The following is a 25,384-nucleotide window of genomic DNA, read 5'->3' on the forward strand; positions in this document are numbered from 1 at the left end:
ATAATGACAGGCATGTTGCGCAAAAAAGTCTATTTTGTTACAGCTGTAACATTTGCGTCTTATATCGAAGTGTTTATATGCAAAGCGTGTATTAAAGCAGCAAATACACGCATTTTGGCTAGTTGTTAAGCTAATAAAGCGTTAATTGTGTTTAGTGTTTGCTGGTGATCGGTGTAATTTATTTTAATTGCAATAGCTTTATTATCAGTTATTAATACTAACGAGGGAAAGCCTTGTATTGGCAAGCTTGCACTAAATGCTAACTCCTCATGTAATTTTTGATTCAAAGCCTCAGAGCAAAGTTCCTCGGTAAACTGTTGTTTACCTAGGCCTATTTTTTCAGCTAAGGTAATTAGAGTACTTTCATCAGATGGATTTTGAGCATGTAAATAATAAGCATGTTGAATTGCCTCTATCATTTGTGGCTCTTTATTATGAGCTCTGGCAATAATCGCCGCTCTGCAGGCTGGGTAAGTAGAGCGCCTTGGCTGACAAACCTGCCAAAAATCAAAATTAAACTGTGTGCCCAACATCGCACTAATTTTATGCCACGTGCTTTGGAGCATAGCGCGCATATTTTCTGGCATGGGCTCTTGGCTATCTGGAGCAAGCCCCCCTACTTTGTATTCTATAGTCAGCTGCGAAGCTAATGCGGCTTTTAGTTTTAACCACGTCGGTTTATATCCCCAGCACCAACTGCACATAGGGTCGTGTATATATATAAGTTTAGTTTGAGTCATAGTGTTCCTGTGTGATTTGATACAACTTTGTTACGCCCTTGCTCTTTAGCTAGGTACAGGTATTCATCTGCTTGTTTAAGTGCACGGGTGTAATGATCCACATTATCAACCTGTGCCACACCAATACTACAGGTAATAAATACCCGTTTATTATCGCTGGTTAAAATAGCTTGTTTTGCGACACATTGTCTAAAATCATCGGCTAATTTTGTAGCCACTGGGGCTGTTTCTTTAGGTAAAATCACCACAAACTCTTCGCCTCCATAACGGGCTTTAACTGCGGAGTTTGGAAATTGTGAATCAAGTAATTTGGTAAATTCTATCAACACTGTATCGCCAAAATCATGACCATAGGTGTCGTTTAGTCGTTTAAAATAATCTAAATCAAGTAATAAAATAGAAAACGGCAGGTAGTTTTCGGGCGTTTTAGCAGCTAATTTTAAAAAGTGAGCGGTGATGAAACGCCTGTTCGCGCCACCCGTTAACTGATCTGTATAGGCATCTTGCGTTTGCGCAAGGGTTATATCAGCAATTGCCAGGTGACTTTTATGCCTGAAATATTCACCTATAAACGAAAAAATAAACACCAGTGTAAAAGAGGCTAAAAAACGAGACTTTTCAATACCGCCATAGTTAACTTGGCCAAAATCAGGCCCGTATAAAATAACACTGCAGCACAATAATAAGCCTAAGCCAAGCCTGCAGCCATGCTTTACACCTAAAGAGGCAAAACACACTACAGGGTAAAACATTAGCCAATAAAGCGCGGTATTTTCTTTTCCGCCGGTATACGTAAGGGCCACACACATAATAAACACTATACACATACTTATAAGTGCAACCATTTCAAGCTTGGCTGTTTTTATAAAATAAAAAGTGCCGCTAATAAGGGTAATATTAACGGCTATTAACGACGTGGTAAGAATAGGCGAATACACCGTGTAGTTAAACACCACCAACATAGAGATAACAATAATAGCAATGGCTATCATGGTGAATAGTGAAAATGCTTGGCGCTGTTTATCCGAGCTATACACCTTATCTATGTTAATAAGGCTTAACCAACTTTGTCCTGTAACCGATTTTTTTGGCATATTTTAAACTCTAAACTTTTGAACCATTTGCTCTAAATCACTAAATTGTTGTTTAAGTTTAGTACATTCATTGAGGGTGTTTTTTAAATTTTCTTGGCTTTGTACCGATAACTCACTCATGCTTGTAATGTCTGCGTCGAGCACTTTAACAAGGTCGTTTTGCTCAACAGTGGCATTGGCAACACTATGATTAGCACTGCTAATTTGTTTTATTGACTCTATTATTTGGCCCATTAACACGCTCACACCTTCAGCGTGCTCTACGCTTTTTTCACTGTCTTGAATGCTTGTTTTCATCAGTTCTACCGCTTGGTTTGAGCCTCTTTGTAATTGCCCTACGGTATCTTCAATCTCTTGGGTTGATTGCTGAGTACGATGTGCTAATTGGCGTACCTCATCAGCCACAACAGCAAAACCGCGCCCAGCTTCGCCTGCTCTTGCAGCTTCAATTGCCGCATTTAAAGCAAGTAAGTTGGTTTGCTCGCTCACACCTTTAATCACCTCAAGCACTTGCCCAATACTAATTGTATGCGCGTTAAGGCTATTAATAGTGTGTTGCGCTTGTTCCATATTGGCTGATAACTGATGAATACTATTAACGCTGTGCAATAAGGTTTGCTGGTTTTGTGTTGAATGCTCATCTGCATTTTTAGCAATTACAGAAGCGTCACTGGCGTTATTAGCAATAGCCATAGCCGATTGCGAAAAATTATTAACCGCCATGGCCACACTATCAGTACGTTTTGTTTGGTCATGGTGCATGGCTAATGAAGAATGTGTTTGCGACACCACGCTGGCTATTACGCTATCGAGTTGTTCGGTCGTTAATTTAACGTGTTCAATAGAGTGCTGAATTTTTTCAATAAAAACGTTAAACGAGTGACTAATTTGACCAAACTCATCATTGTTTTCAACCTTTAAACGCTTGGTTAAATCGCCTTCGCCTTTTGCAATATCTTCTAGTGCATCATTTAGGCGCGCCATAGGTTGCATTAAGTAACGCAGTAAAAATTGCATAAACACAATAATGGCCACAATTCCCACTAACATATAAATAAGCGCGTTAACACCAAAGCGAGACACCTCTGCATAGGCTTGGTTTTTATCAATAACGACACCTAAATACCAGTCAACATTGTCTATGCCACGTATTTTAGTAAACGATATCAACTGCGGCTCACCCGCTATATCATATTGTGTAAATTCACTATTAAGCGCAGTAGATTGGCCAAATAATTCGGCGGTGTTTTTTAAATTAAGTTCGCTATTAGGATGGCTCAGCACTTGGCCATTTTTATCTACTAAAAAAGCATACCCTAACCCTAAAAAATCAATATCGTTAATTATTTCAGTCACTGTGTGCATGTCTATATCTGCACCCGCTACGCCACTAAAGCGGCCATTGCTTTGAATGGGCACAACTGCAGATATAGTCAGCTCGTTGGTGGTTACATCAATATACGGTGTGGTAAATGCGGTATAGCTTTTATTTTCAACTAACTTATACCAAGGTCGCGAGGTGGCATCAAAATCAGAAGGTAACACAATGCTTTGATCGTTAAGTATAAATAAACCACTTGGTTTACCTATATACGTGTTTTTAAAGCCACCAGCGTATTTGGCAGTATTAAGCTGGGCAAGGGTTAACTGTTTTGGATCACTGTTTTTGTGAGTTTGCGCAATCGATTTTACTATGGTGAGTTTAGCGTTAAGCCAGCTTGCAATGTTTTGTGAGGTAGATTCTGAATTTTGGTTAAGGACTAAGTCGAGCTGCTGTTGCGTTTGGTTACGCATAGCGATGTAATTATTTATAGCAAATAAACCCAGTACAATAACCAGTACCATAGATGCTGCAATAGTCACTTTTGAGGTGAATTTAAGTGAGTTAAGCATGACTGCCCTTTTTATTTTTTTGTTATTAATTATATTTTTAGCAAAAATTTAAAGGTATGTCGTCGTTAATGAGGTAGATAAGCAGGTTATGTACTTAAAATAAGAATAAAGAACCACCTCTATTCACTATACAGTTGTAACACCACTGCTTTTTAAAAAACAAACCCGCATTTGGAACGTTCCTATAAAATGGTAATAAAAAAGCGACTGAATACGTATTCAGTCGCTCTTTCATCGGGGAGTATTTACCACTTTTTAGCTAAACGAACCACGTTAAAGCCATACCAAGCAATAAATACATAACATACTAGCGGAACAAAAAAGCTTTGCTGAATATTAACAACATCAGCAATGTAACCTTGTAATAAAGGCACCAAGGCACCCCCTACTATTGCCAAACACAACCAACCAGAGCCTTTACTGGTTAATGAGCCTAAGCGCTCTATCGCTACAGAAAATATAGTCGGGAACATAATTGAGTTAAATAAACCAATGGCCAATACCGCGTACAGGGCTACATTGCCTTGCGTAAATATAGTCACAAGTAATAAGGCAATTACCATACAGGCATTAAATGCCAATGCTTTAGATGGCGCTATTTTTTGTAGCGCAGCAGAGCCAATAAAGCGCCCAACCATTGCTCCGCCCCAATAGTAACTGATCAGTGCAGCAGCAGCGTGCTCTTCCAGCCCAGCTATATGTGCTTCGCCAAAAAAGTTAACTAAAAAACTACCTATAGCCACTTCACCACCGACATAACAAAATATAGCAAATACGCCCATTGTTAAATGAGGTGCCTGTGTTAGTGAACGAGTTTCATTAACCGGGTTATTTTCTTCTTTATGGCCCTCTATTTCAGGAAGCTTAATAAAGGCAAATACGATAGCAATAATAAGTAAGGCCGCTGCTAACATTAAATAAGGTACTTTTACAGATTCAGCAGTAGCAGCACTTGCCGCTAATGTACCTGCGGTACCAAAAAACAGGATACCCCCAACATACGGGCCTACTGTTGTCCCTAAGGCATTAAGTGCTTGCGCTAAATTTAGCCTAGATGAGGCGGTTTTTTCTGGCCCTAAAGCAGCTACATACGGGTTCGCAGAAACCTGCAAAACAGTTACACCAGCAGCCAGTACAAATAAAGCACCTAAAAACAACCAGTATTCATGCACCACCACCGCAGGGTAGAACAACATACAGCCAATTGAGGCAACCACTAGGCCGGTTAGTATGCCTTTTTTATAACCTAATTGTTTAACCAAAATTCCAGCAGGAATAGAGACAATAAAATAGGCGCCAAAAAAACAAAACTGTACGAGCATTGCTTCAAAGTAAGTTAGGTCAAAAACGCCTTTCAGACGAGGGATTAGTACGTCGTTTAAAACGGTAATAAAACCCCATAAAAAAAACAGTGTGGTCATTGCAGTCAGCGGTAACAGGTAATTTTTATTTTGTTGCTCTTTGACCGCAAATGATTGATTGGTATTTATTTCACTCACGTCATTTTCACTCCATTAACAAGTTGAAAATGATTTTACACGTTTGCGACACATTATAAGTACAAAATAATTGGAACGTTACAATTAATCACATTCATTTAATAAGGACTGTTTCATCCTTTGGGTTTCGCCGCTATTTTTAAATTTGTATAAAGCAGTATTAATATCTTCTAATACAGTGAGCCAGTGTGGTGTTTTTTTACTTATCGCAAAATATAAAGGGTTATATTGAATTGCCTTGCTTTCTGGTTCAATAGCACTAAGTAGGGTCTGTTTTTCGCTATCGGGTAAAGCTGCATATTTTACCGAGTAAAGTAACACAGCGGGGTCGCCTATAATTAAATCTACACGCTTTGCCGCAAGTAACTTTACCAGCTGTAAATCATCAACGGCATTAATGATGATAAATTCGTTGTTATCCATCATGGCATCAAACTCAGGGGTATTTTGATACCCTCTTACAACACCAATACGCGAGCCTTTAAGCGACTTTAAATTGCCATTAAACCTGTCGGGCTCGCCTTTGCGTTTTAAAAAACCTATGTTACCGCCTTCAAACGAATTAGAAAGCCCTAAAAGCTTACGGCGTGTTTTACCTTCTATGTAATCAGATGGCGCGGTGTCTTCAATATAATACTCTGGCATTAACACATCGGCTTTACCTAGCTCTACAGAACGAACAGCTCTCGCCCAAGGAACAAACTCTATATAAGCACTATAACCAGCGCTATGTAGAATCGCCGTACTAAATTGATATACCCAGCCTTTGTTACACAGCTTATTACCTATGTACGGCGGCCAGTCTAATGTAACCACATGAATTGTTTGATTGCTGTTTGGCGTGCTAAATAGGTAACCCGATTTATAGCGCTCACCTATTACAGTGTGACGAGTATCATCTTGCATGTAGGTCACAGGAACCTCAGCAAAACAATAAGATGAAAAGAGTATGAGGATTAAAAATAAACGCATAATTAAATTTCATTTACAATATGTTCCTAAAGTGTAGAACTTAGTACATAAAGTAAAAGAAATTTTAATTAAAATTACAGCAGTGGGTGCTTAAGCTTTTACCCACTTCATTTTATTATTGGTATCGCGAGAATTAATAATAGTTGAGTCACAGCTCTCTACCCCACCAAGTTTGGCTAAACGGTCGTAAAGTACCACATTGCAGGTGGCCGCAAGGTTCATACAACCAATTGTAGGCACGTAAACCACTTCATCGCACCATTTTAAAATCTCTTTTGGTACTGAGCCGTCTTCTGGCCCAAATACATAAAATGCGTTTTCAGGGTGTTTAAAATCAGGTAACGCCGTGGCGCCTTCAATCAGCTCAATAACCACAACCTTTGCGCCTTCAGGTTTTACACTGAGTAAGTTATCAGTGCCGGTAAGTGCAATACGCTCAACAACATTTTTAGTATCGGTATGAAACTTTTTAGCATTTAAGTAGCGACTACCGGTAAAAAATACTTGTTTAGCGTCATAGCAACCCGCGGCACGTAAAACGCCGCCAACATTTGTCGGGCTTTTTGGGTTAATTAAACCTATTACAGCCTTAAACTCGCTCATTAATCGCAATCCTTTGTTGGCCACTCAGCAATGTATAAATCAAAGTCATCGAGCTTTACGTCACAGTCTTTTACGGTTTTATCTTTAACAGAAATACCAAGCGCATGCATTTGGGTTTTGTCACCCTGATTTAATAGCGGATGCCAAGAAGCTAAACCTCGCCCCTCGTAGAGACGGCGATAACTACAGCTTTGCGGCATAAAAAAGATATCTTTAAGGTTGGCTTTGGTCAGTTTAACGCAAGAAGGGACCAGCGTTTGGCGGTTTTCGTACTCGCTACAACCACAGGTATTGTTATCAAGGTATTGGCAAACAATGTTGGTGAAAATAAGCTCTTCACCTTCACGTAGTTGATCGGTGGCGGTAAATTCGTCTTCATCTTCACTATCAATAAAGGTATTTAAACAGCATTTTCCGCAACCATCACAAATCGCTTCCCATTCGTTTTGGTTCATATCGGCTAAGCTTTTTTTAAGCCAAAACTGTGTATTTGCTAACTCTTGATCAAACATAATTTACTCGCGCCCCTAAAGAGCGCGCATTCTAACGTATTGCTACAGCGTGCGCAAAGCCCGTGCCTTTATTTGTACGGGCTTTGCGCATTTTGCTATTTACTGGTAGCAACCCAACGTTTAATTTTTTCCTCTAAAATAGGCATCGGCAAGGCGCCATCAATCAATATTTGCGTATGAAACGCTTTAATATCAAACTTATCACCTAACTCTTTTTTAGAGTAGTCACGTAATTGTTGAATTTTAAATTGCCCCAATTTGTACGACAGTGCTTGGCCAGGCCATGCAATATAACGCTCAACTTCTGCTATCACATCGCTTTTAGCCATTGACGAATTTGCCAGCATGTAATCGATACCTTGCTGTCGAGTCCAGCCTTTTGCATGAAAGCCTGTATCAAGCACTAAGCGCATTGCTCTAAGTTGCTCATCGGCCAAACGCCCGTACCACATATAAGGGTCGGCAAATAAGCCCAGCTCTTTTCCTAAGCTTTCTGCGTACAAAGCCCAGCCCTCTGCAAATACCGTGTAGCCACCAAATTTTCTAAAATCTGGTAGGCCATTAATTTCTTGCTGTAAAGCAATTTGAAAGTGATGGCCTGGCGCGGCTTCGTGTATAGAGAGCGTTTCTAATAAAAATTTTGGCTGCGCTTTAAGGTTATAAGTATTGATGTAAAAAATACCTGGTCGAGAGCCATCAGGTGCCGGCGCTGCATAAGATGCACCCGCTGCAGATTGGGCTCGGTAAGGTTCAACCGCTTTTACAACATAAGGGGCTTTAGGCGCAACATCGAACAGTAAAGGTACGCGCGCATCTATTTTTTGTTTTATATCTTCATACGCTGCAATTAATGCCTCTGGCGTATCGTAATAAAATTGGTCCGAATCACGTAAGTGCTGAAAAAATTCATCCAAAGTGCCGTTAAAACCTACCTCGTGTTTTACTTTTTTCATCTGACTTAAAATACGCGAAACTTCACTTAAACCAATCTCATGTATTTCATCTGCAGAAAGGCTCAACGTGGTATTTTTTTTAATTTGATATTCATACCAAGCTTTACCATTAGGCAAGTTGCTATAGCCTACCGTTTCTCGGCTTTGAGGAATGTATTGATTGGCTAAAAAGTCGCTCATACTTTTATATGCAGGCACTAATTGCTGCATAATAAGTGCTTTATATTGCGCCGTTATTTGCTGCTTTTGCTGTGTAGTAAATGAGGCTGGTAAGTTTTTAATTGGCCCCCAAAATAACGAATCCTCTGCATTTTTAACTACATGCGCGGCAAATTGTGGCTGAAGCTTTTTAGCTAATGGTTTTGGTAAGGTAATGCCCGCTTTGATCCCCTTCGCCATCGCGCGCTCTACACTGCTGAGCCAGGAAATAAAGCCTTCGCTTCGTTTTATAAAATTATTGTAATCTTCTACGGTATTAAATGGCTGCGCACTTTGCCCCGAGCCAAAACCTGCAAAGGTATTATGCGCTCCCGCCATTTGGTTAATAGGCAGCATATAGCTTGGAAATTGCATTCCCTCTAAATTAAGTGCTAGGTCTCTTTGTAATATTTCATAGCTGAGTAACGCTTGCCCTGTTAACTGCGACTTATCAATAAGTGTTAAACGTTGTTGATACTTTTTGTAAAACGCGGCTTTTTTTGCCCTATTCTTTTGGGTAATAGCGGGGGTAAACTTATCATTAAATTCACTGCGACCACTATAAGTTGCATTAATAGGTTTAAAGCTGAGTAACTCGTTGTAGTACTGTGCTACAAGTACATCTAATTGCTGCTCATAAGAGAGCTCTGAAACAATAGCTGCAGGTGCGCTTGACGTGTTTAGCTGTGCACTATTGCCAGTGTTATTACTGGTTTGTGTGTTCATACAGCCACTTAAAGCAAACATAACGCCACTGGCAACTAAGGCTAATTTAATTGATTTCATGGTAATCCTTTTTAGTATCGTCAGTCGATTATGCGCATTTAACCTGCGTTAATAAAGAAATTACGATAAGTGGCGATTAACCTATTATATTTACACTTTTATATTAGGTTGTTACATTTCAATTAATTAAAACGCCACCAGAAGAAAAAACAATGAATAAAAAGCTACTCAGCGCCTCCGTTGCACTTATGTGTTTAGGAAGCTTTAACGCGCAAGCCCTTACTTATATATCTGCTAAAGCCATGGTAGATGTTCAAACAGGCGAGGTTATTCAATCGCCGCTGATCACCATTGATAATGGGGTGATCACAGATGTTACACAAAACAAAAAGCCGAGCATGAGCAAAAACGATCAGCATATTGATTTACCCGAGCTCACTTTAATGCCGGGCCTTATGGATATGCATGTACATTTGACCAGCGACCCTACGGTATCTCGAAGTGAGCGTTTAAGTCAGTCGGTACCGCGCATGGCCATTAAAGCCGCGCACTTTGCTAAAAAAACATTGCTTGCTGGTTTTACTACCCTCAGAAATGTAGGAGCCGAGGGCTATAGCGTGATTGCAGTGCGTGATGGTATTAACGCCGGAGATATTGTAGGCCCGCGTATTTGGGCAGCTGGCCCTTCGCTTGGGATCACAGGCGGACATTGCGATAATAACCGTTTACCACCAGAGCTAAAATACACTTCAACAGGGGTAGCCGATGGCCCATGGGCTGCACGTGTAAAAGTACGAGAAAACATAAAGTATGGCGCTAATGCCATTAAGTTTTGCGCCACGGGGGGCGTTTTTTCTAAAGGTACAAAAGTGGGTGTACAGCAGTATTCATTTGAAGAAATGAAAGCAATTGTAGATGAAGCCCACATGCGTGATTTACCTGTAGCCGCTCACGCACATGGCACAAGTGGTATTAAAACAGCTATAAAAGCCGGCGTAGATAGTATTGAACATGCCAGCTTTTTAGATGATGAAGCCATCGCACTTGCTAAAAAACATGGCACGTGGTTATCAATGGACATTTATAATACAGAATACACACTGAGCTATGGTGAGCAAAATGGGGTAGATGAAGAAAACCTCAATAAAGAACGTCAAGTGTCTAAAAAGCAGCGCGACAGCTTTAACCGCGCAGTAAAAGCCGGTGTAAATATGGTATTTGGTACCGATGCTGCTATTTACCCTCATGGCGATAACGCCAAACAATTTAACCGTATGGTTAAATTTGGCATGAGCGAACTACAAGCAATACAGGCTGCCACCATTAACAGTGCAAAGCTATTAAAAATGGATAGTAAACTGGGTCAGCTAAAAACAGGGTTTGCAGCCGACATTATTGCTGTAAAAGGTAATCCACTTAAAAATATCTCTGTGCTTGAGCGCATTCCTTTTGTTATGAAAGCAGGCGTTGTTTATAAAAAATAGTCATTAATTAATGTATTATTTTACAAAAGCATGAAAGCTTACACCTTCATGCTTTTTTATTTACCGCATTAATTTAACCTTAAATTTACTTTTTAGAACAACAACTCACCTACTACGCAATTAATTTCACTTTTTTAGAATTTTTTATTCACTTAACGAATAATAACTATTACTATTCGCACACTTTATGGAATGCGAATAATTATCAATATGAAAAAGTTCAAATACTCTCTTGTTACACTTGCGTGTTTAAACGCATCATTAGCGGTTGCTGCAACAACGGCTGAAAAAGACATTGAGCGCATCAGCGTTTACGAAAAGCAAAACCAAGTAGTAATGAGCTCAGGCCTTGCAACTAAATCAGACATGTCGTTAATGGAAACACCGGCACCGGTTGTTATTATTGACCGTGAACTTATAGAGTCACAAGGTGTAGACAGCCTACAAGAGCTTGTACGTAATGTAAGTGGTTTAACTCAAGCTGGTAATAACTACGGTATAGGCGACAATTTAGTCATTCGTGGTCTTGATGCTAATTACACTTACGATGGTATGTATGGCGGTGCAGGCTTAGGTAATACATTTAACCCAACTCGTTCACTCACTAATGTTGAGTCGGTTGAAGTACTTAAAGGCCCTGCTACCGGTTTATATGGTATAGGCAGTGCTGGTGGTGTTATAAATCTGATAGAAAAAAAACCTGAGTTTGAAGAAAAACATAAAATATCTGCCGAGCTTGGCCAGTGGGATAGTTATTCACTTGCCTTTGATAGCACCAATGCGATTACCGATGACCTAGCGTATCGCGTAATGGCTAAAACAGCCTCAAGCGATGGCTTTCGTGATTTAAAAGAAGACCGCGACGAAATTTATACCTCGCTTAAATACATACTAAGTGACAAGCAAGATATCATGCTCTCTGCTGCCTATATTAAAGACTCAATTGCAGTAGATTCTATTGGCCACCCTATTCGAATTTATAATGCAGAAACCGCCAATGGTTTAACTGCAGGTGAAGTAACTGGCGCAGATTTAGTAAATGACCCATCTGGTAATGGTGTTCAATTAACTGCGGCTCAACAAACACAATTGGCAGATTCGCTTTCATCAACCGATGGCCTTACCCCGTATGATTTTGGTACTAACGGTATTATCTCTCCTATGGCGGATGATAATGAAGGTGAAGAGCTTCGCTTTAAGCTAACCCATAATTACTTTATTACAGATGATTTATTTTTAAATCAGCAGTTACAGTACCGTAACTACACATCAAGCTTTGCTCGTCAAACTGGTGCGTTTAATTATGTGTATTCAACACGCGATGGCATTATAAATAACGACCCGCGTGCCCCGTTAGTTGAAGAAGGTGTGCTTTACCCGTTTGCAGCGCGACGCCAAGAATACCGCCAAGTAGAAGCTGATGAAAAGTCATGGCAGTATTTCTTAGATTTACGCTATGACTTTATGTTAGGCGACGTGGATAACGAATTACTTGTTAATGCAAACTACGAAGACAGAGACATTCGCTTTAAACAGTATTCTATTTACGATGCAGACAAAGTTATTTACGACAGCGAAGGAAATGTACTGTATCAAGGCACGCTGCCATATATTTATGATATGCGCTCGCCAAATTGGCCAACAGGTAGTTTTGATGACTACGACCCGCTAAAAACCAGTGACTACAATAAAAAAGTACAAGCGTGGGGCTTAGGTATTCAGCACGTAGGCTATATTACTGAGCAGCTTACAACTCGAGTTGGTGTTGCTTATAATCGCATTAAGCAAACATATGAGCACTATGGTGTAGATGAGCGTTATAGCTCAAGCCGCGCTGAGCCAACGCCTGAAGCAAACACATCAGACAGTGGCTTAACTTATAACTTAGGCGCAACGTATCAGCCTACTGAAAACTTTTCCGTGTTTATTAACCACGCTAAAGGCCGTACTGCCTACAGTGTATTAGGCTCAGTAGCAGGTACAGAGGCCGACCGTGAAGACTCTGAGTCTATCAGTAACGATTTAGGCTTTAGATTTAAAGCATTTGATGATCAGCTTTTAGCATCACTGGTAGTATTTGAAAGCGCGCGTACAAACCTTGAATACACAAACCCACTGTATGAAGCAGGTGTGTCTGGGCCTGATGTAGTAGAGAGCTACTACGATGGTGAAGAGCAAACCAAAGGCGTTGAACTCGATTTAAATGCGCACTTAAACGAGCAATGGAAAGTAAATGTAAACGGCGTATACCAAGATGCCCGCGATAAATCTAATCCAAATAGCAGCAGTTACGATTCACGCCAAAAAGGCGTACCGTATGTAACGGCAAGTACGTGGGTTACCTACTACGCCGATATGTTTAACCTGCCTGAGGCTGTTAACATAAGTGGCGGTATTACTTTTGTTGATAACAGAAGCACAAACTCTAGCTCGTTTAGTATTCCTGATGGCTATGTACCAAGCTATACGGTGTACGACGCAGCAGTTTCGTACACCACTGATAAGTGGCACATGCAGCTTAATTTAAACAATTTGTTTAATAAAAAGTACTACTCTAAAGCCATGTTTTTAGGTGGTATGCCAGGCGAAGAGCGCAACGCTAAGCTCAGCTTTAGCTACACACTTTAACCCTGCCTAAGCAATTAATTTACTCCTACTAAAAGTAGGAGTAAATTAAACCTAATCTTGATTTAATACTCTACAAAAGATACCAGGCTAAACGTTGCTATAATTTATAAGCGTGCTAGCATTACTTTCTGAATTTACTGAAACTTAAAAAGCTATGAGTCTATCTGAAAAAAACTTAGCCTTTGTTATGCACTGTGGTGAAATGGGCAGCCGTTGGGGTTTCAATCGTACGATTGGCCAAATGTGCGGTTTACTGATCATCACCAAAGAGCCCATGACCGCAAATGAGATTGCCGATGCGCTAAGTATCTCGCGTGGCAATGTAAGCATGGGAATTAAAGAGCTCCAGTCATGGCAATTAATTAAAGTGCATCATATCCCTGGTGATCGTAAAGAATATTACGCCCCAGCGGGTGAAATTTGGGATATGGCTAATCGCGTATTTGAAGAACGTAAAAAGCGTGAAATAGACCCTACCCTAAGTTTGCTACGTGATAACCTTTTAGACGAAGCAAACAACGAAGAAGAGCGCTATGCACAAAAGCAAATGGGCGAAATCCACAACCTACTCGAAACGGTTACTAAGTGGTCTTCAGAGTTACAACGCTTAAGCCCAGAGCAGCTTAATAAGCTAATGAAGCTTGGTTCAGGAATTGGCAAGGTTATCGATCTAAAAGATAAAATATTTAAAAAAGAACATGATTAAACAAATAAAAAAAGCCGCTTAGCGGCTTTTTTTATTACACAACAGCGTATAAATTATATTTTTGGATAACCAATTCTATCTGATAGATAGCCCACGCTGGTGGCAAAGTAATATGAGCGGTTCCAGTGCATAAACACTTTGTAGTTATCATACGCTAAGTACATACGCCCATTAATGTCATCAGGCATTACCAGTGCAGCGCGTACATCAACATTAGGTAAGTCAGACCCGTCAGCTTTGCGTACACCCAGTGCTTGCCAGTCTGCAAGCGAGCGCTCTGAGTCGTTCCAATATTCTAACCATTGCTTACGTGTTTTAGTGCCGCGTTTTAGCACGTATTTACTGTCAAAATTTTCAGGTAATTTTACCTGGCGACCCCAAGTTAGTGAGTCATTCCAACCTTCTTGTTTTAAATAATTGGCAATCGATGCAAATGCATCTTCTTTGGTGGTCCAAATATCTTTACGGCCGTCGTTATTGTAATCAACCGCGTAGGCGTTAAATGAGGTAGGCATAAACTGAGTTTGCCCCATTGCTCCAGCCCAAGAGCCTTTAAATTTATCAAGCGTAATATGGCCTGACTTTAAAATATCTAATGCTGCCCAAAGCTGGCGCTTATAAAGTGCTTCACGACGACCATCAAAGGCAAGCGTCACTAGCGATGAAATAACATTATGGCCACCTTGTATTGTGCCAAAGTTACTTTCAAGGCCCCATAATGCCACTATAAAGCGTGCTTGTACGCCAAACTCTTTTGCAACTTGTTCAAGTACATCTTTATTTTCTGCGTAGAGTTTACGTGCACGATCAATTTTCCATTGCGGTACACGTTTTGGTAAGTAGGTTTCGAGGGTTTCTTTAACCTCTGGCTGGTTTTTATCAGCCGATACAACTTTTTCTTTGTATGAGGCAGTCGCAAATGCATCGTCTATTAACTTGCTATCGTACCCTTTAGCAATGGCCTCTTGTTTTAAGTCACTTAAATAAGTTTGAAATTCGGCCTGCGTTTTAGCAACTACAGAGCCACTTAAACACACTGAGCATAAAATTACGGCTAACTTTTTAATCACTATCAACTCCGTTTTCTTTTCGTAATTGGCTAAGTAAATTTTCTTCCGGCGGCGGAATTTGCAAATAATAACCCTTGTCTGGGTCAGCTAACGCTGCTTTTACTGTTTCAAGGTCGGCACCGCCTAAATGATCACGCTTTGCTAAATTGATAATCATTACATAAATAGGTTGACCAAACATAGCCAATAAAGGTTCAGGCACTTTACTAAAATCATCTCTTTTTTCAACAAATAAGAAGGTATCCGCTTTTTTCTTACTTTTATATACCGCAGTGAGCATAATGGCCCTATTTAATCTTGCTTAACATTGCCGCACACTATAACATGAGAGTAATAATAAGTTAGAAAAATTAGATTAGAAATTTCATTAAAGGCCTTATTCAGCCTACGTTTATCTAAAATTAATTTCTAATCAGACAAATCAATTGAGCGTGTATGTCGGAACAAATTTTTGAGCTAAAAGGGAACCTTTTCACGTTGTCAGTATTGCATCTTTATAGCACTGATATCGCCCTTCTAGCAGAACAGTTGTATGTAAAAATAGCCCAAGCTCCTCGTTTTTTTGAAGGAGCGCCTATTGTTGTTAATTTAGAAGAAATTAAAAACAGCTCACTTGATTTTGTACATTTAAAATCTCTCATTGAGCGTATGAGCTTTAATGCTGTAGGTGTTTGTAATGGCTCAGATGAGCAACACACGCAAGCTAAAGCCGCTGGCCTTTCTGTACTAAATTACTCGCAAGATGCTAAAAGTGCACCCGTTAAACAAGAGGCGCCTAATACCTCTATTGTTGAAAAAAACGTGTACCTACCTGCGCAAGTAATTAATGGCACGGTACGCTCAGGGCAGCAAGTTTATGCAAAAGACAGAGACTTAATTGTACTTGGTGCAGTTAGCCATGGTGCAGAAGTAATAGCCGATGGTAATGTGCATATTTATGGCACCTTACGCGGGCGTGCTATTGCAGGTGCAAAAGGGATTAAAGACGCCTGCATTTATTGCCAAAAGCTCGAAGCCGAATTGGTTTCAATTGATGGCAATTACTGGATCAGCGACTCATTACAAGGTGAGCACTGGGGCAATGCAGTACAAATACAACAAAAAAACGAATCATTAGAAATTTCAGCTTTGGTTAAAGGATAAATCTCATGGCAAAAGTAATTGTCGTTACCTCTGGTAAAGGCGGTGTTGGTAAAACAACATCAAGTGCTGCAATAGGCACCGGTTTAGCTTTAAAAGGCTATAAAACAGTTATTATCGATTTTGATATTGGCTTACGTAATCTAGATTTAATTATGGGGTGTGAGCGCCGCGTAGTATACGATTTTGTAAACGTAATAAACGGCGAAGCCAACCTAAATCAAGCGCTTATTAAAGATAAACGCGTTGAAAAATTATTTTTACTACCCGCATCACAAACACGTGATAAAGATGCCCTTACCCGCGAAGGCGTAGAGCGCGTTTTAAACGAATTAAAAGAAGACTTTGACTACATTGTGTGTGATTCACCTGCAGGTATTGAAGCCGGCGCAATGATGGCGATGTACTTTGCTGATGAAGCAATTGTAACAACAAACCCTGAAGTATCTTCGGTTCGAGATTCAGACAGAATTTTAGGTATTTTACACAGCAAATCAAAACGTGCTGAAGAAGGCCTAGAAAATATTAAAGAACACTTATTATTAACACGCTACAACCCTGAGCGAGTTGAAAAAGGTGAAATGTTATCGGTAGAAGATGTTAAAGATATTCTGTCGATTCCTTTACTTGGTGTTATTCCTGAGTCGCAAGCGGTATTAAGTGCGTCTAATTCAGGCCAGCCAGTAATACTTGATGGTGATTCAGATGCAGGGCAAGCATACGCTGATGCAATCAATCGCTTACTCGGTGAAACAGTCGATTTTCGCTTCTTAGATGTTGAGAAAAAAGGCTTATTTAAACGGATTTTTGGAGGTTAATGTGTCTTTACTTGACTACTTCCGCTCAGAAAAGAAAAATAGCGCGTCATTAGCAAAAGAGCGATTGCAGATCATTGTCGCGCACGAGCGTTCGCAACGCGGAACACCGGATTACTTACCACAATTAAAACAAGATATTTTAGATGTGATCCGTAAGTACGTAAATGTAAACACTGATGCAGTGCAGGTACAGTTTGATCAAAACGAAGATGATTTAGCGGTACTTGAGCTCAACGTGACATTACCTGACGAAGAAAAAAAGTAGCACAACTAAAAGCGGCATTTTAAATGCCGCTTTTTGCTTTACACACTTACTACACGTATGTGGTGCAATATTTTGTGTTTTAAATTTAAAAGTTTACACGTAAACCAAGTAAAAACTCATGGCTTGCTGCACTGTCAATTTAAAGCCATCGGTAAATGCATCTTGCCCCGTTTGCACATCACCAAATTCAATGTATTGATACTCAGTGTATAACGACATAGTTTTAGTTATTTGATAGTTAACCCCTGCGCAAATATTCCATGTAAATTCGGTTGAATCGTCATCAGCATACGCATCGTAATAGCCATCAACATTTCCATCGAACGCGTCAAAGGCGCTAATGCCTGCACCACCTAATTTTGCAGAATAGCTGTTATCGGCAATCCCTAACCCTGCTTTAATATAAGGCGTAAACGCGGTGCTGTTATCAAAATCGTAAAAGCCTTCAATTGTATAAGTGGTGGTTTTTAAATCCCCTTTTAATACAAACTGCTCACCTTCACGTGCACCCACGCCAACTTTTGTATCGCTATAGTCAGTATCATGATAGCTAATACGCGCCTCTACTCTAAATTGAGGATTGAACTGATAACCTAAACCAATACTGCCTACACTGCCCTCACCGGCATCAAATTCAGATGGAAAATCACTATCTACGGCAATATTGTTACCAATGGCTTGAGAGTCATTTGCTTGCGAACTATAGCCTACATGTGCAGTTCCATAAAACCCCTCTGCACTAGCTAAAGTAGGCGCGGTACACGCTAAAGCAATTGCTGCAACTATACTTTTTTGTAATGTGTTCATTGTCATTCCTGATTTTTTAACAACCAAATTATTGGGCTGTAAGGCTAATGTTGAATTCGCAGCTAATATAACTTTTAGATACACAAGCGAATAGATACAATAACGGCATAATACAATTCCGACTTTCAGAACAATGATTAACTATTTACGACACATGGCTATTTTTGCCAAAGTGGTTGCTGGCGGTTCATTTCGTATTGCAGCTAAGGAGCTTGGCATAGCACCTTCACGTGTTAGCCATAGTGTTTCTGACTTAGAACAGTTTTTAGGCGTCACTTTATTGCATAGAACAACCCGTAAATTGTCGCTTACCCCTGAAGGTGAAAAATTTTACGCCCACGTAGAAAACATAACAAAACACGCAGAGGCAGGTTTGAACTAAATTAACTCTGTGGGTGATGAGCCTATAGGGTCTTTAAAAATATCGCTGCCCGCCTTTTTAGCAAGCTCCGAAATTTCAGCCGCGATAGCAGAATTTGTGCAAACATACCCAAAAGTGAACTTGTCTCTTAATTACACAGACCAAGTAATAAATATAATGGATGAAGGACTCGATTTAAGTATTCGAGTTGGCTGGCTAGAAGACAGCTCACTCATGGCGCGTAAAATTGGAGAAAGTAAACGCTTTTTAGTTGCCTCAAGTAAGTACGCGAGTAGGCATCAACCCCCTATGCACCCAAACGATTTAAAACAGTGGGATTGGGTTCATTTTAGTATGCGCGGCAGCACTGTAGATTTTACCTCTCCAAATGACGAAGTAGTGTGTATTTGTGAAAAGTCGCGCGTAAATGTAAATAGTGCGCTTGCAATAAGTCACTTTGTATCTGAAAACTTGGGTCTTGGCATATTGCCCGAAAACCTAGTAAAAAAACAATTAGCACAAGAAGAGCTCATTCACATTTTACCTAACTGGCAACTCAAGCCGCTTGGTTACTATGCGGTATGGCCAAATAATGCACACAGAGAAAACCTAACACTATTATTAGTGCGCTTTTTAGCTAAGCGCGGTTTAATAACCGCAGAGGATTAAGCAAGTACCCCTTAAGTGAATATGTTATTATGGGCCCATTACTTTGCTTTATGCCTGCTATTACTTTGCTATGTTAAATCACGCTTCTTGTTTTACTTTATTTGATTGCTCTGTAGATTCTATAGCGCTTCCAGATAAATTTACGTTTCCGTTTTACTACCAGCCTCATCCGTTATCTGTTTTAGCCGCAACACAATTGCAGCAGCAACTTGAAACGCATTTACCGTATAACGAAAATGACAGCAGCAATACAGCAACGAATGATGGCAAAATGTTTGGTGTACTGGTTGTACAAAACCAGCAACAACAACTTGGCTTTTTAGCGGCGTATTCAGGCCAGCTCGAAAATTTAAATACCGATATAGAATGCGTGCCTAATGTATCTACAATGGCACTGGAAGATGTGAGTTATTTAAAAGAAAGTAAAATAATTAACGACATAAATGCGCAAATACATGCCCTAGAAAATGCAAGTACATTGAATAAATTAACAGCGTCATTAAATGCCGATAAAGCCGCGTTTGATCAGCAGTTACACGCTCAACAAAGCGTAATGCAAGCCAATAGAAAAACACGTAAAAAGACGCGCAGTGCACTTGCAATTGAGCAAAGCCAAGCAATAACGCCTGAGCAACAAGCAAGCTTGAATGAACTGGCCAAACAAAGCATAGAAGATAAAAAACACTATCAAAGCATAAAAGATCACTGGCATGATAAAATAACTCAGCAAGAGCAGGCGCTTAATGCCCTACACGACGAAATAAAACAGTTAAAAAAACGACGTAAGGTTTTATCTAAAAACCTACAAAAACAAGTGTTTGCACAGTACCAGTTTTTAAATGCAGAGCATGAAGTTAAAGATCTCAATGCCATATTTGCAGCATTGCCAGAGCATACTCCGCCATCAGGTGCTGGAGATTGCGCTGCGCCCAAGCTATTACAATACGCTTACCTTAATAATTTAAAGCCAGTGGCTATGGCTGAGTTTTGGTGGGGGGCCGCACCTAAATCGGCAATACGCCAACATAAAAACTATTACCCTTCTTGCTACAGTAAGTGCCAACCTATTTTATCGCACATGTTAAAAGGCCTCAGCATAGAAGATAACCCGCTACTCGTTAACCCTGCTGAAGGTAAAACGCTGCCGATAGTCTATCAAGACGATGATATTGTTATTGTAAATAAGCCCAGCGAGTTTTTATCTGTGCCAGGGGTCAATATTGAAGATTCTGTGTATTTACGTATTCAAACGCAATTTCCGCACGCTACAGGCCCGTTAATTGTGCACAGACTAGATATGTCTACATCAGGTTTATTAGTGGTAGCGCTCAATAAACGAGCCCACAAAGCACTACAAAAGCAATTTATTGCCCGCACTATTGATAAACGTTACATTGCGCTGGTTGATGGTATTGTGCCTAAGGACAGTGGCAAGATAGAACTGCCATTGCGACTTGATTTTGACGATAAGCCACGCCAGCTTGTTTGTTATAAAAACGGCAAACCCGCACTTACTACATGGCAGGTGCTTGAACGTAAAAACAATATTACACGCCTACAGCTCTACCCTAAAACGGGCCGCACTCACCAATTAAGGGTACACTGCGCTCACCACTTAGGGCTGAATATGCCTATTATTGGTGACACACATTACGGTAAAAAAGCCAACAGGTTACACTTACATGCCGAGTATTTGGCGCTAGATCACCCCATTACCCATAAGCGGTTAACGTTCAGCGTAGCGCCCGATTTTTAATACCAATTCGCATAATTAAGTGATCTATTTTGAGGATGAAAAAACGTGTTGATAGCAAGGCAAAAAAATCGCTATTTAGTTGTTCTAAATGAGAATTTTTTAACGCAGATAGCGACACGTTTAGCCCCTAAAAATGATTAAATATTATTGCGAATTGGTATAACATAGCCTGTTAGCTTAGAAAGTGGGTTTAATTATCCCACTCTTTAAGTGCGTCTTTAACAAAACTGTAGCGCCAAGAATTAAGTAAATCAGGTTTAATATGATTTAGCTTTTGCCCATCGGTGAGTTTCCAATTCCAGCTAATAAGCTGATTAATTTGCTTTTTAGAGGCCATTACATCCTCTGGTATACCCTGCTCTTTTGCCACTTTCGTAATTTTTTGCTTAATATCTTTAGCTACTTTTTTATAAGCCGGAAAATCAATTAAACGTTTAAGCACTGGCGGATGCTCATCAACCGGGAGTGCTTTGGCCTTTTCAATACACTTTAGTATTTCGACTCCAGAGCGGTTTACTTCCATCGACTCAACACCCGGAATTTGTCTCAGCGTATTTAAGCTCGAAGGCCCACGTTTAGCAATTTCCGTCATGTTGTGCTCTTTAAGCACAAAGTTAAGCGCTAAATTTTTACGAATAGCTTTATTACGACGCCATACAGCTAATTCTTTTAATACCGCGAGCTCGTGCGGTTTTAGTTGCCATGCGTTTTTTATATCTTTGTAAAGCAGCTCATCTGGGATTTGAAAGGCGCGTTTATTTGCAATTAACTCGCTCTCATTTATTACAATATTAAATAACTCAGCTTTATTTATACGCTCAATTATTAGTTCAAAACAAGGCAGTAAATGAAACGTATCAGCGGCTGCATAATCGAGCTGCTTTTTAGTTAATGGGCGCTGTAGCCAATTAGTTCGCGATTCACTTTTGTCTATTTCTATGCCTAATAGCTCTTTTACCATCAGCGCAAAGCCCATACAGTTGCCTTCGCCTAAAAGCTGAAGAGCAAATTGTGTATCAAACAATGGAGCGGGTACAAAGCCTGCATATTTTTGAAATACTTCAATATCTTCTGAAGGTGAATGCAACACTTTCAGTACTGATGGATCTTGTAATATTTGCCAAAATTCAAATAACGAGAGTTCGGCCAGTGGATCTATAAGGGCAAGATGCTCGCCATCATATACTTGAATAAGTGCAACTTCAGGGTACAAAGTACGGCGGCGCATAAACTCAGTGTCTATGGCTAAAATAGGCTTGTTTTTTATTTGCTCAACAAAGGTATTGAGTTGATTTTGTGTTTCGATCAATTGGTATTGCACTTAATCTCCTACAATAAAAAAGCCGGCTAATGCCGGCTTTTTTATAGTTTACTAATCTTTTAGGGCTCTTCTGAGAATTTTACCTACATTTGTTTTAGGTAACTCATCCTTAAACTCAACGAGTTTAGGCACCTTATAATTAGTTAAATTATCACGACAGTGATTTATTATATCTTTTTCAGTTAAAGAAGGGTCTTTTTTAACAACAAAAACTTTAACTTGTTCGCCACTTACATCGTGCGGGATACCAATAGCCGCGACTTCTAGTACGCCGTCGTGCATGGCAACCACTTCTTCTATCTCATTTGGGAACACATTAAAGCCCGATACAATGATCATGTCTTTTTTGCGGTCAACAATATAGAAGAAACCTTCATCGTCGTATGTGGCAATATCGCCGGTAGCAAACCAGCCATCTTGCAAACATTCAGCGGTTGCATCTGGGCGGTTATAGTAACCTAGCATAACTTGTGGGCCTTTAACCCATAGCTCACCGGGTTCACCTTTTGCCGCTTCTTCTCCGTTTTCAAGCATTAGCTTAATTTCGGTATTAGGAGCAGGTAAACCAATAGAGCCATTATAAGCTTCTAAATCGTACGGGCTTACAGTTACAAGCGGTGCACACTCAGTTAAACCGTAACCTTCCATTAATTTAGAATTAGTCACTTTTTGCCATTTTTCAGCTACAGGACGTTGTACCGCCATACCGCCACCTAATGACATTTTTAAATGACTAAAATCAAGCTCTGCAAACCCTGGTGTGTTAAGTAACCCGTTAAACAGGGTATTTACACCGGTAATAGCAGTAAATTTATGCTGATTAAGCTCTTTAACAAATGCTGGCATATCACGTGGGTTTGTAATTAATACATTCAAACCACCGTATTTCATAAACGTTAAGCAGTTAGCCGTTAACGCAAATATATGATAAAGCGGTAATGCAGTAACAACAACTTCAGTACCACGGTCTAATACTTTATCTAAACAGCCCGATACTTGCTCAAGGTTACCAACCATGTTGCCATGACTTAACATCGCCCCTTTAGATACGCCGGTTGTACCACCTGTGTATTGTAAAAAGGCCAGATCAGATAAGCTCATTTCTGGGCGCGTATACTTTGCAGGGTCACCTGCTAGCACATCTGAAAACTTAATTGTATTTGGCAGGTTGTAGCTGGGTACCATTTTTTTTATGTATTTAACCACAAAATTAACGATATGCTTTTTAATACCACCCACCATGTCGCCCACTTGGGTAACAACAATGTGTTTTACATCCGTTTTTGCAAGTGCTTTTTCAAGCGTGTCTGCAAAGTTAGCCAATATAAAAATAGCTGACGCGTCAGAGTCTTTTAATTGATGCTCAAGCTCTCGTACTGTGTAAAGTGGGTTTACGTTAACCACCACACACCCTGCACGTAAAATACCTAAAATAGCGATAGGCGTTTGTAATAAGTTAGGCATCATTACGGCAACTTTGTCGCCTTTTTTAAGACCTAAATCATTTTGAATATACGAGGCAACACGTTGTGTCGCTGTATCTATTTCATCATACGATAATGTTTTACCCATATTCGTAAATGCAGGTAAATCTTTGTAATCGGTAAAACTTTTTTCGAACACTTCGAGTAACGAGTTGTAATGCTCAGGATCGATTGTTTCAGGCATACCTTCTGGGTAGCGCTTAAGCCAGATTTTTTCCACTCTTAGCCCCTGTTTATAATTATATTTTTATTAACCTTAATCTAAGTAAGGCACTTTAACAATTGAGCAAATACTCTAATGCAGGAATAATCCCACATTTGGCGCTAATTTACAATTAACATGCACCATTTTGCAGCATAAAGGCTTGAATATGCTCAAAACATAACCCACTGCTTTGCATATGGCAATGATGCCCGCCATCTACATTAATTACCTTCAAGTTGTTGTAATAGCTAATATACTTGGCCAAATTTTGTTTTACAAACGAATAACCTTGGTTACCTAAAATTAATTGGCTTGGTGCAATTAATTGTTTTATTGCACCAATACATTGCGCTTCATCAAACCTAAAACCTGAGTGATTTTTAAGCTTAGGGTCTGTTGTTAACTCATACCCTAGTTCACTTTGCTTAATATTACGACTCATCAATAAGGTGATCAGTTCGTTATTTAAATCTGTTGTATTTGCACGCGCATCGATAATCGCTGATTGCGATTTATAAACGCGCTTTTTTTTATTGTAGGCGCGCTCTCTGCTCAGTATCGCCCCTTTTAATTGCTCACATACTTCATCACTGGGGGTTGTAACACAGCCAATCCCTTCAATAAAGGTAACTGAATACACATACTCACTAAAACAACTAGCAAATAAACCAGCCACCATTGCGCCCATTGAATGGCCGACTAAATGTACCTTTTTTGCCCCTAAGCTCTTTATAAGTTGGTACACATCGTCAATATAATCAACAAAATAATAATGAGCGTCCTGTGCGCGCCAATCAGATAGCCCATGCCCAGCAAACTCAACACAATACCAAGTATGCTGCGGGTTAACTTTATCTAGCATAGGTGTAAAACTATTACTGTTATCTAGCCACCCATGCAAGGCTATAACCAGCTCATCGCCAGTGCCTTTTTGTAAGCCACGCAATGTTATATTTCTTGTTTTTATTTCAAATTGCTGCAACAGACACCTCTTTTTAACGTGCGACATTATTTATAACATACTAGTTGTCAGACCTCTAATACCAAAAGTTTTTATATTTTTTATATTTATAAAGACCACTTTATTTGTAAGGTTAACTTTTGAATTTTAATTATGTATTTAATTTCAATAACTTAAAATATTTTAAGTTTCATTAATTCAATAAATAATTACAAACAGAGCTTAAATACTCTTCAGGTAGGTAATGTATACCACTATATTCATTACACTATAATTAACATAAGCTAAAAAAATGGCTGTATTGTTTTAGTGACAATTAGCCAAACCTGTTTATATACTTTGCTTTTTATTCTTACTTCATTTCATTATTATACGAGGGCGTATTGAACTTTGTGGATTGAAATTTGTTCAATCTACGGGCGGTTAAATCCTGGTACGAGGTTTGTAACCTTGTGGACGGAGTAAAAACCTAGCAAAAACTTAATCGCCTTAGAAAGAATTTTTGGGCAGCGCATGTTT

23 protein-coding genes are annotated in these 25,384 nt (G+C 39.7%); 9 read left to right on the top strand and 14 right to left on the bottom strand.

What is annotated here, in order from left to right; genetic code table 11:
* Positions 1-125: 125 nt before the first annotated feature.
* The 8 genes from SJY38_RS19370 to SJY38_RS19405 all read right to left on the bottom strand — a co-directional run bounded on the left by SJY38_RS19370 (position 126) and on the right by SJY38_RS19405 (position 9,250).
* Positions 126-740, bottom strand: coding sequence for a DsbA family protein (locus SJY38_RS19370; RefSeq protein WP_286936873.1), 615 nt, complete (start codon positions 738-740; stop codon positions 126-128).
* Positions 737-1,834: a GGDEF domain-containing protein gene (locus SJY38_RS19375; RefSeq protein WP_286936875.1), complete on the bottom strand. Its 1,098-nt coding sequence runs from the start codon at positions 1,832-1,834 to the stop codon at positions 737-739. The genes SJY38_RS19370 and SJY38_RS19375 overlap by 4 nt, the downstream gene beginning before the upstream one ends.
* A gap of 3 nt (positions 1,835-1,837) precedes the next feature.
* Positions 1,838-3,727 (bottom strand): methyl-accepting chemotaxis protein, encoded by a 1,890-nt coding sequence (locus tag SJY38_RS19380; RefSeq protein WP_377110625.1) that lies wholly within the window; start codon positions 3,725-3,727, stop codon positions 1,838-1,840.
* A 245-nt stretch (positions 3,728-3,972) separates the two neighbouring features.
* Complete coding sequence (locus SJY38_RS19385; protein WP_377110626.1) at positions 3,973-5,226, bottom strand: sugar MFS transporter; 1,254 nt, start codon at positions 5,224-5,226, stop codon at positions 3,973-3,975.
* An 84-nt stretch (positions 5,227-5,310) separates the two neighbouring features.
* A complete protein-coding gene (locus tag SJY38_RS19390) occupies positions 5,311-6,198 on the bottom strand; it encodes an ABC transporter substrate-binding protein (protein ID WP_031289408.1) in 888 nt (295 codons plus the stop codon).
* A 90-nt stretch (positions 6,199-6,288) separates the two neighbouring features.
* Entirely contained in the window at positions 6,289-6,801 is a 513-nt protein-coding gene (locus SJY38_RS19395) for an RNA methyltransferase (RefSeq protein WP_286739924.1), read from the bottom strand.
* Positions 6,801-7,313, bottom strand: coding sequence for a YcgN family cysteine cluster protein (locus SJY38_RS19400; protein WP_377110627.1), 513 nt, complete (start codon positions 7,311-7,313; stop codon positions 6,801-6,803). Before SJY38_RS19400 ends, SJY38_RS19395 begins: the two co-directional genes overlap by 1 nt.
* Positions 7,314-7,408: 95 nt before the next feature.
* On the bottom strand, positions 7,409-9,250 hold the full coding sequence (locus SJY38_RS19405) for a DUF885 domain-containing protein (RefSeq protein WP_377110628.1): 1,842 nt from the start codon (positions 9,248-9,250) through the stop codon (positions 7,409-7,411).
* 152 nt (positions 9,251-9,402) lie between these two features.
* Here SJY38_RS19405 and SJY38_RS19410 point away from each other — a divergent pair, with 152 nt between their 5' ends.
* The 3 genes from SJY38_RS19410 to SJY38_RS19420 all read left to right on the top strand — a co-directional run bounded on the left by SJY38_RS19410 (position 9,403) and on the right by SJY38_RS19420 (position 14,008).
* Entirely contained in the window at positions 9,403-10,674 is a 1,272-nt protein-coding gene (locus SJY38_RS19410; RefSeq protein ID WP_286739919.1) for an amidohydrolase family protein, read from the top strand.
* 210 nt (positions 10,675-10,884) lie between these two features.
* Positions 10,885-13,302 (top strand): TonB-dependent receptor, encoded by a 2,418-nt coding sequence (locus tag SJY38_RS19415; protein ID WP_377110629.1) that lies wholly within the window; start codon positions 10,885-10,887, stop codon positions 13,300-13,302.
* 154 nt (positions 13,303-13,456) lie between these two features.
* Positions 13,457-14,008, top strand: a complete 552-nt coding sequence (locus tag SJY38_RS19420; protein WP_004586357.1) for a GbsR/MarR family transcriptional regulator — start codon at positions 13,457-13,459, stop codon at positions 14,006-14,008.
* A gap of 53 nt (positions 14,009-14,061) precedes the next feature.
* On the opposite strand, the gene SJY38_RS19425 is transcribed toward SJY38_RS19420, so the two are convergent.
* Entirely contained in the window at positions 14,062-15,078 is a 1,017-nt protein-coding gene (locus tag SJY38_RS19425) for a lytic transglycosylase domain-containing protein (protein ID WP_004586358.1), read from the bottom strand.
* Positions 15,071-15,358, bottom strand: coding sequence for a YcgL domain-containing protein (locus tag SJY38_RS19430; protein WP_004586359.1), 288 nt, complete (start codon positions 15,356-15,358; stop codon positions 15,071-15,073). Before SJY38_RS19430 ends, SJY38_RS19425 begins: the two co-directional genes overlap by 8 nt.
* 155 nt (positions 15,359-15,513) lie before the next feature.
* On the opposite strand from SJY38_RS19430, the gene minC reads away from it, so the two are divergent.
* The 3 genes from minC to minE are packed head-to-tail and all read left to right on the top strand — an operon-like array spanning position 15,514 to position 17,301.
* Positions 15,514-16,221, top strand: a complete 708-nt coding sequence (gene minC / locus SJY38_RS19435; RefSeq protein ID WP_004586360.1) for a septum site-determining protein MinC — start codon at positions 15,514-15,516, stop codon at positions 16,219-16,221.
* Between the two features lie 5 nt (positions 16,222-16,226).
* Positions 16,227-17,036, top strand: coding sequence for a septum site-determining protein MinD (gene minD / locus SJY38_RS19440; protein WP_024031716.1), 810 nt, complete (start codon positions 16,227-16,229; stop codon positions 17,034-17,036).
* A gap of 1 nt (position 17,037) precedes the next feature.
* Positions 17,038-17,301: a cell division topological specificity factor MinE gene (minE, locus tag SJY38_RS19445; protein ID WP_004586362.1), complete on the top strand. Its 264-nt coding sequence runs from the start codon at positions 17,038-17,040 to the stop codon at positions 17,299-17,301.
* 93 nt (positions 17,302-17,394) lie between these two features.
* On the opposite strand, the gene SJY38_RS19450 is transcribed toward minE, so the two are convergent.
* Entirely contained in the window at positions 17,395-18,108 is a 714-nt protein-coding gene (locus tag SJY38_RS19450; RefSeq protein WP_377110630.1) for an outer membrane protein, read from the bottom strand.
* Between the two features lie 133 nt (positions 18,109-18,241).
* Between SJY38_RS19450 and SJY38_RS19455 the strand changes: the two genes are divergently transcribed.
* The 3 genes from SJY38_RS19455 (at position 18,242) to SJY38_RS19465 (ending at position 20,894) form a co-directional block, all read left to right on the top strand.
* Complete coding sequence (locus SJY38_RS19455; protein WP_377110631.1) at positions 18,242-18,490, top strand: LysR family transcriptional regulator; 249 nt, start codon at positions 18,242-18,244, stop codon at positions 18,488-18,490.
* Positions 18,491-18,499: 9 nt separating this feature from the next.
* Positions 18,500-19,138: a substrate binding domain-containing protein gene (locus SJY38_RS19460; RefSeq protein ID WP_377110632.1), complete on the top strand. Its 639-nt coding sequence runs from the start codon at positions 18,500-18,502 to the stop codon at positions 19,136-19,138.
* Between the two features lie 70 nt (positions 19,139-19,208).
* Positions 19,209-20,894 carry a pseudouridine synthase gene (locus tag SJY38_RS19465; protein WP_377110633.1) on the top strand — a complete coding sequence of 562 codons (1,686 nt, stop codon included), beginning with the start codon at positions 19,209-19,211 and terminating at the stop codon, positions 20,892-20,894.
* A 190-nt stretch (positions 20,895-21,084) separates the two neighbouring features.
* Here the strand turns inward: SJY38_RS19465 and rnd are convergent, their stop codons facing one another.
* The 3 genes from rnd to SJY38_RS19480 all read right to left on the bottom strand — a co-directional run bounded on the left by rnd (position 21,085) and on the right by SJY38_RS19480 (position 24,886).
* Positions 21,085-22,215, bottom strand: coding sequence for a ribonuclease D (rnd, locus tag SJY38_RS19470; RefSeq protein ID WP_377110634.1), 1,131 nt, complete (start codon positions 22,213-22,215; stop codon positions 21,085-21,087).
* Between the two features lie 51 nt (positions 22,216-22,266).
* On the bottom strand, positions 22,267-23,919 hold the full coding sequence (gene fadD, locus SJY38_RS19475; RefSeq protein ID WP_024031721.1) for a long-chain-fatty-acid--CoA ligase FadD: 1,653 nt from the start codon (positions 23,917-23,919) through the stop codon (positions 22,267-22,269).
* Between the two features lie 115 nt (positions 23,920-24,034).
* Positions 24,035-24,886: an alpha/beta hydrolase gene (locus SJY38_RS19480; protein ID WP_377110635.1), complete on the bottom strand. Its 852-nt coding sequence runs from the start codon at positions 24,884-24,886 to the stop codon at positions 24,035-24,037.
* Positions 24,887-25,384 lie beyond the last annotated feature (498 nt).

Source organism: Pseudoalteromonas sp. R86517 (assembly GCF_042466295.1).
GTDB classification, from domain to species: domain Bacteria; phylum Pseudomonadota; class Gammaproteobacteria; order Enterobacterales; family Alteromonadaceae; genus Pseudoalteromonas; species Pseudoalteromonas atlantica.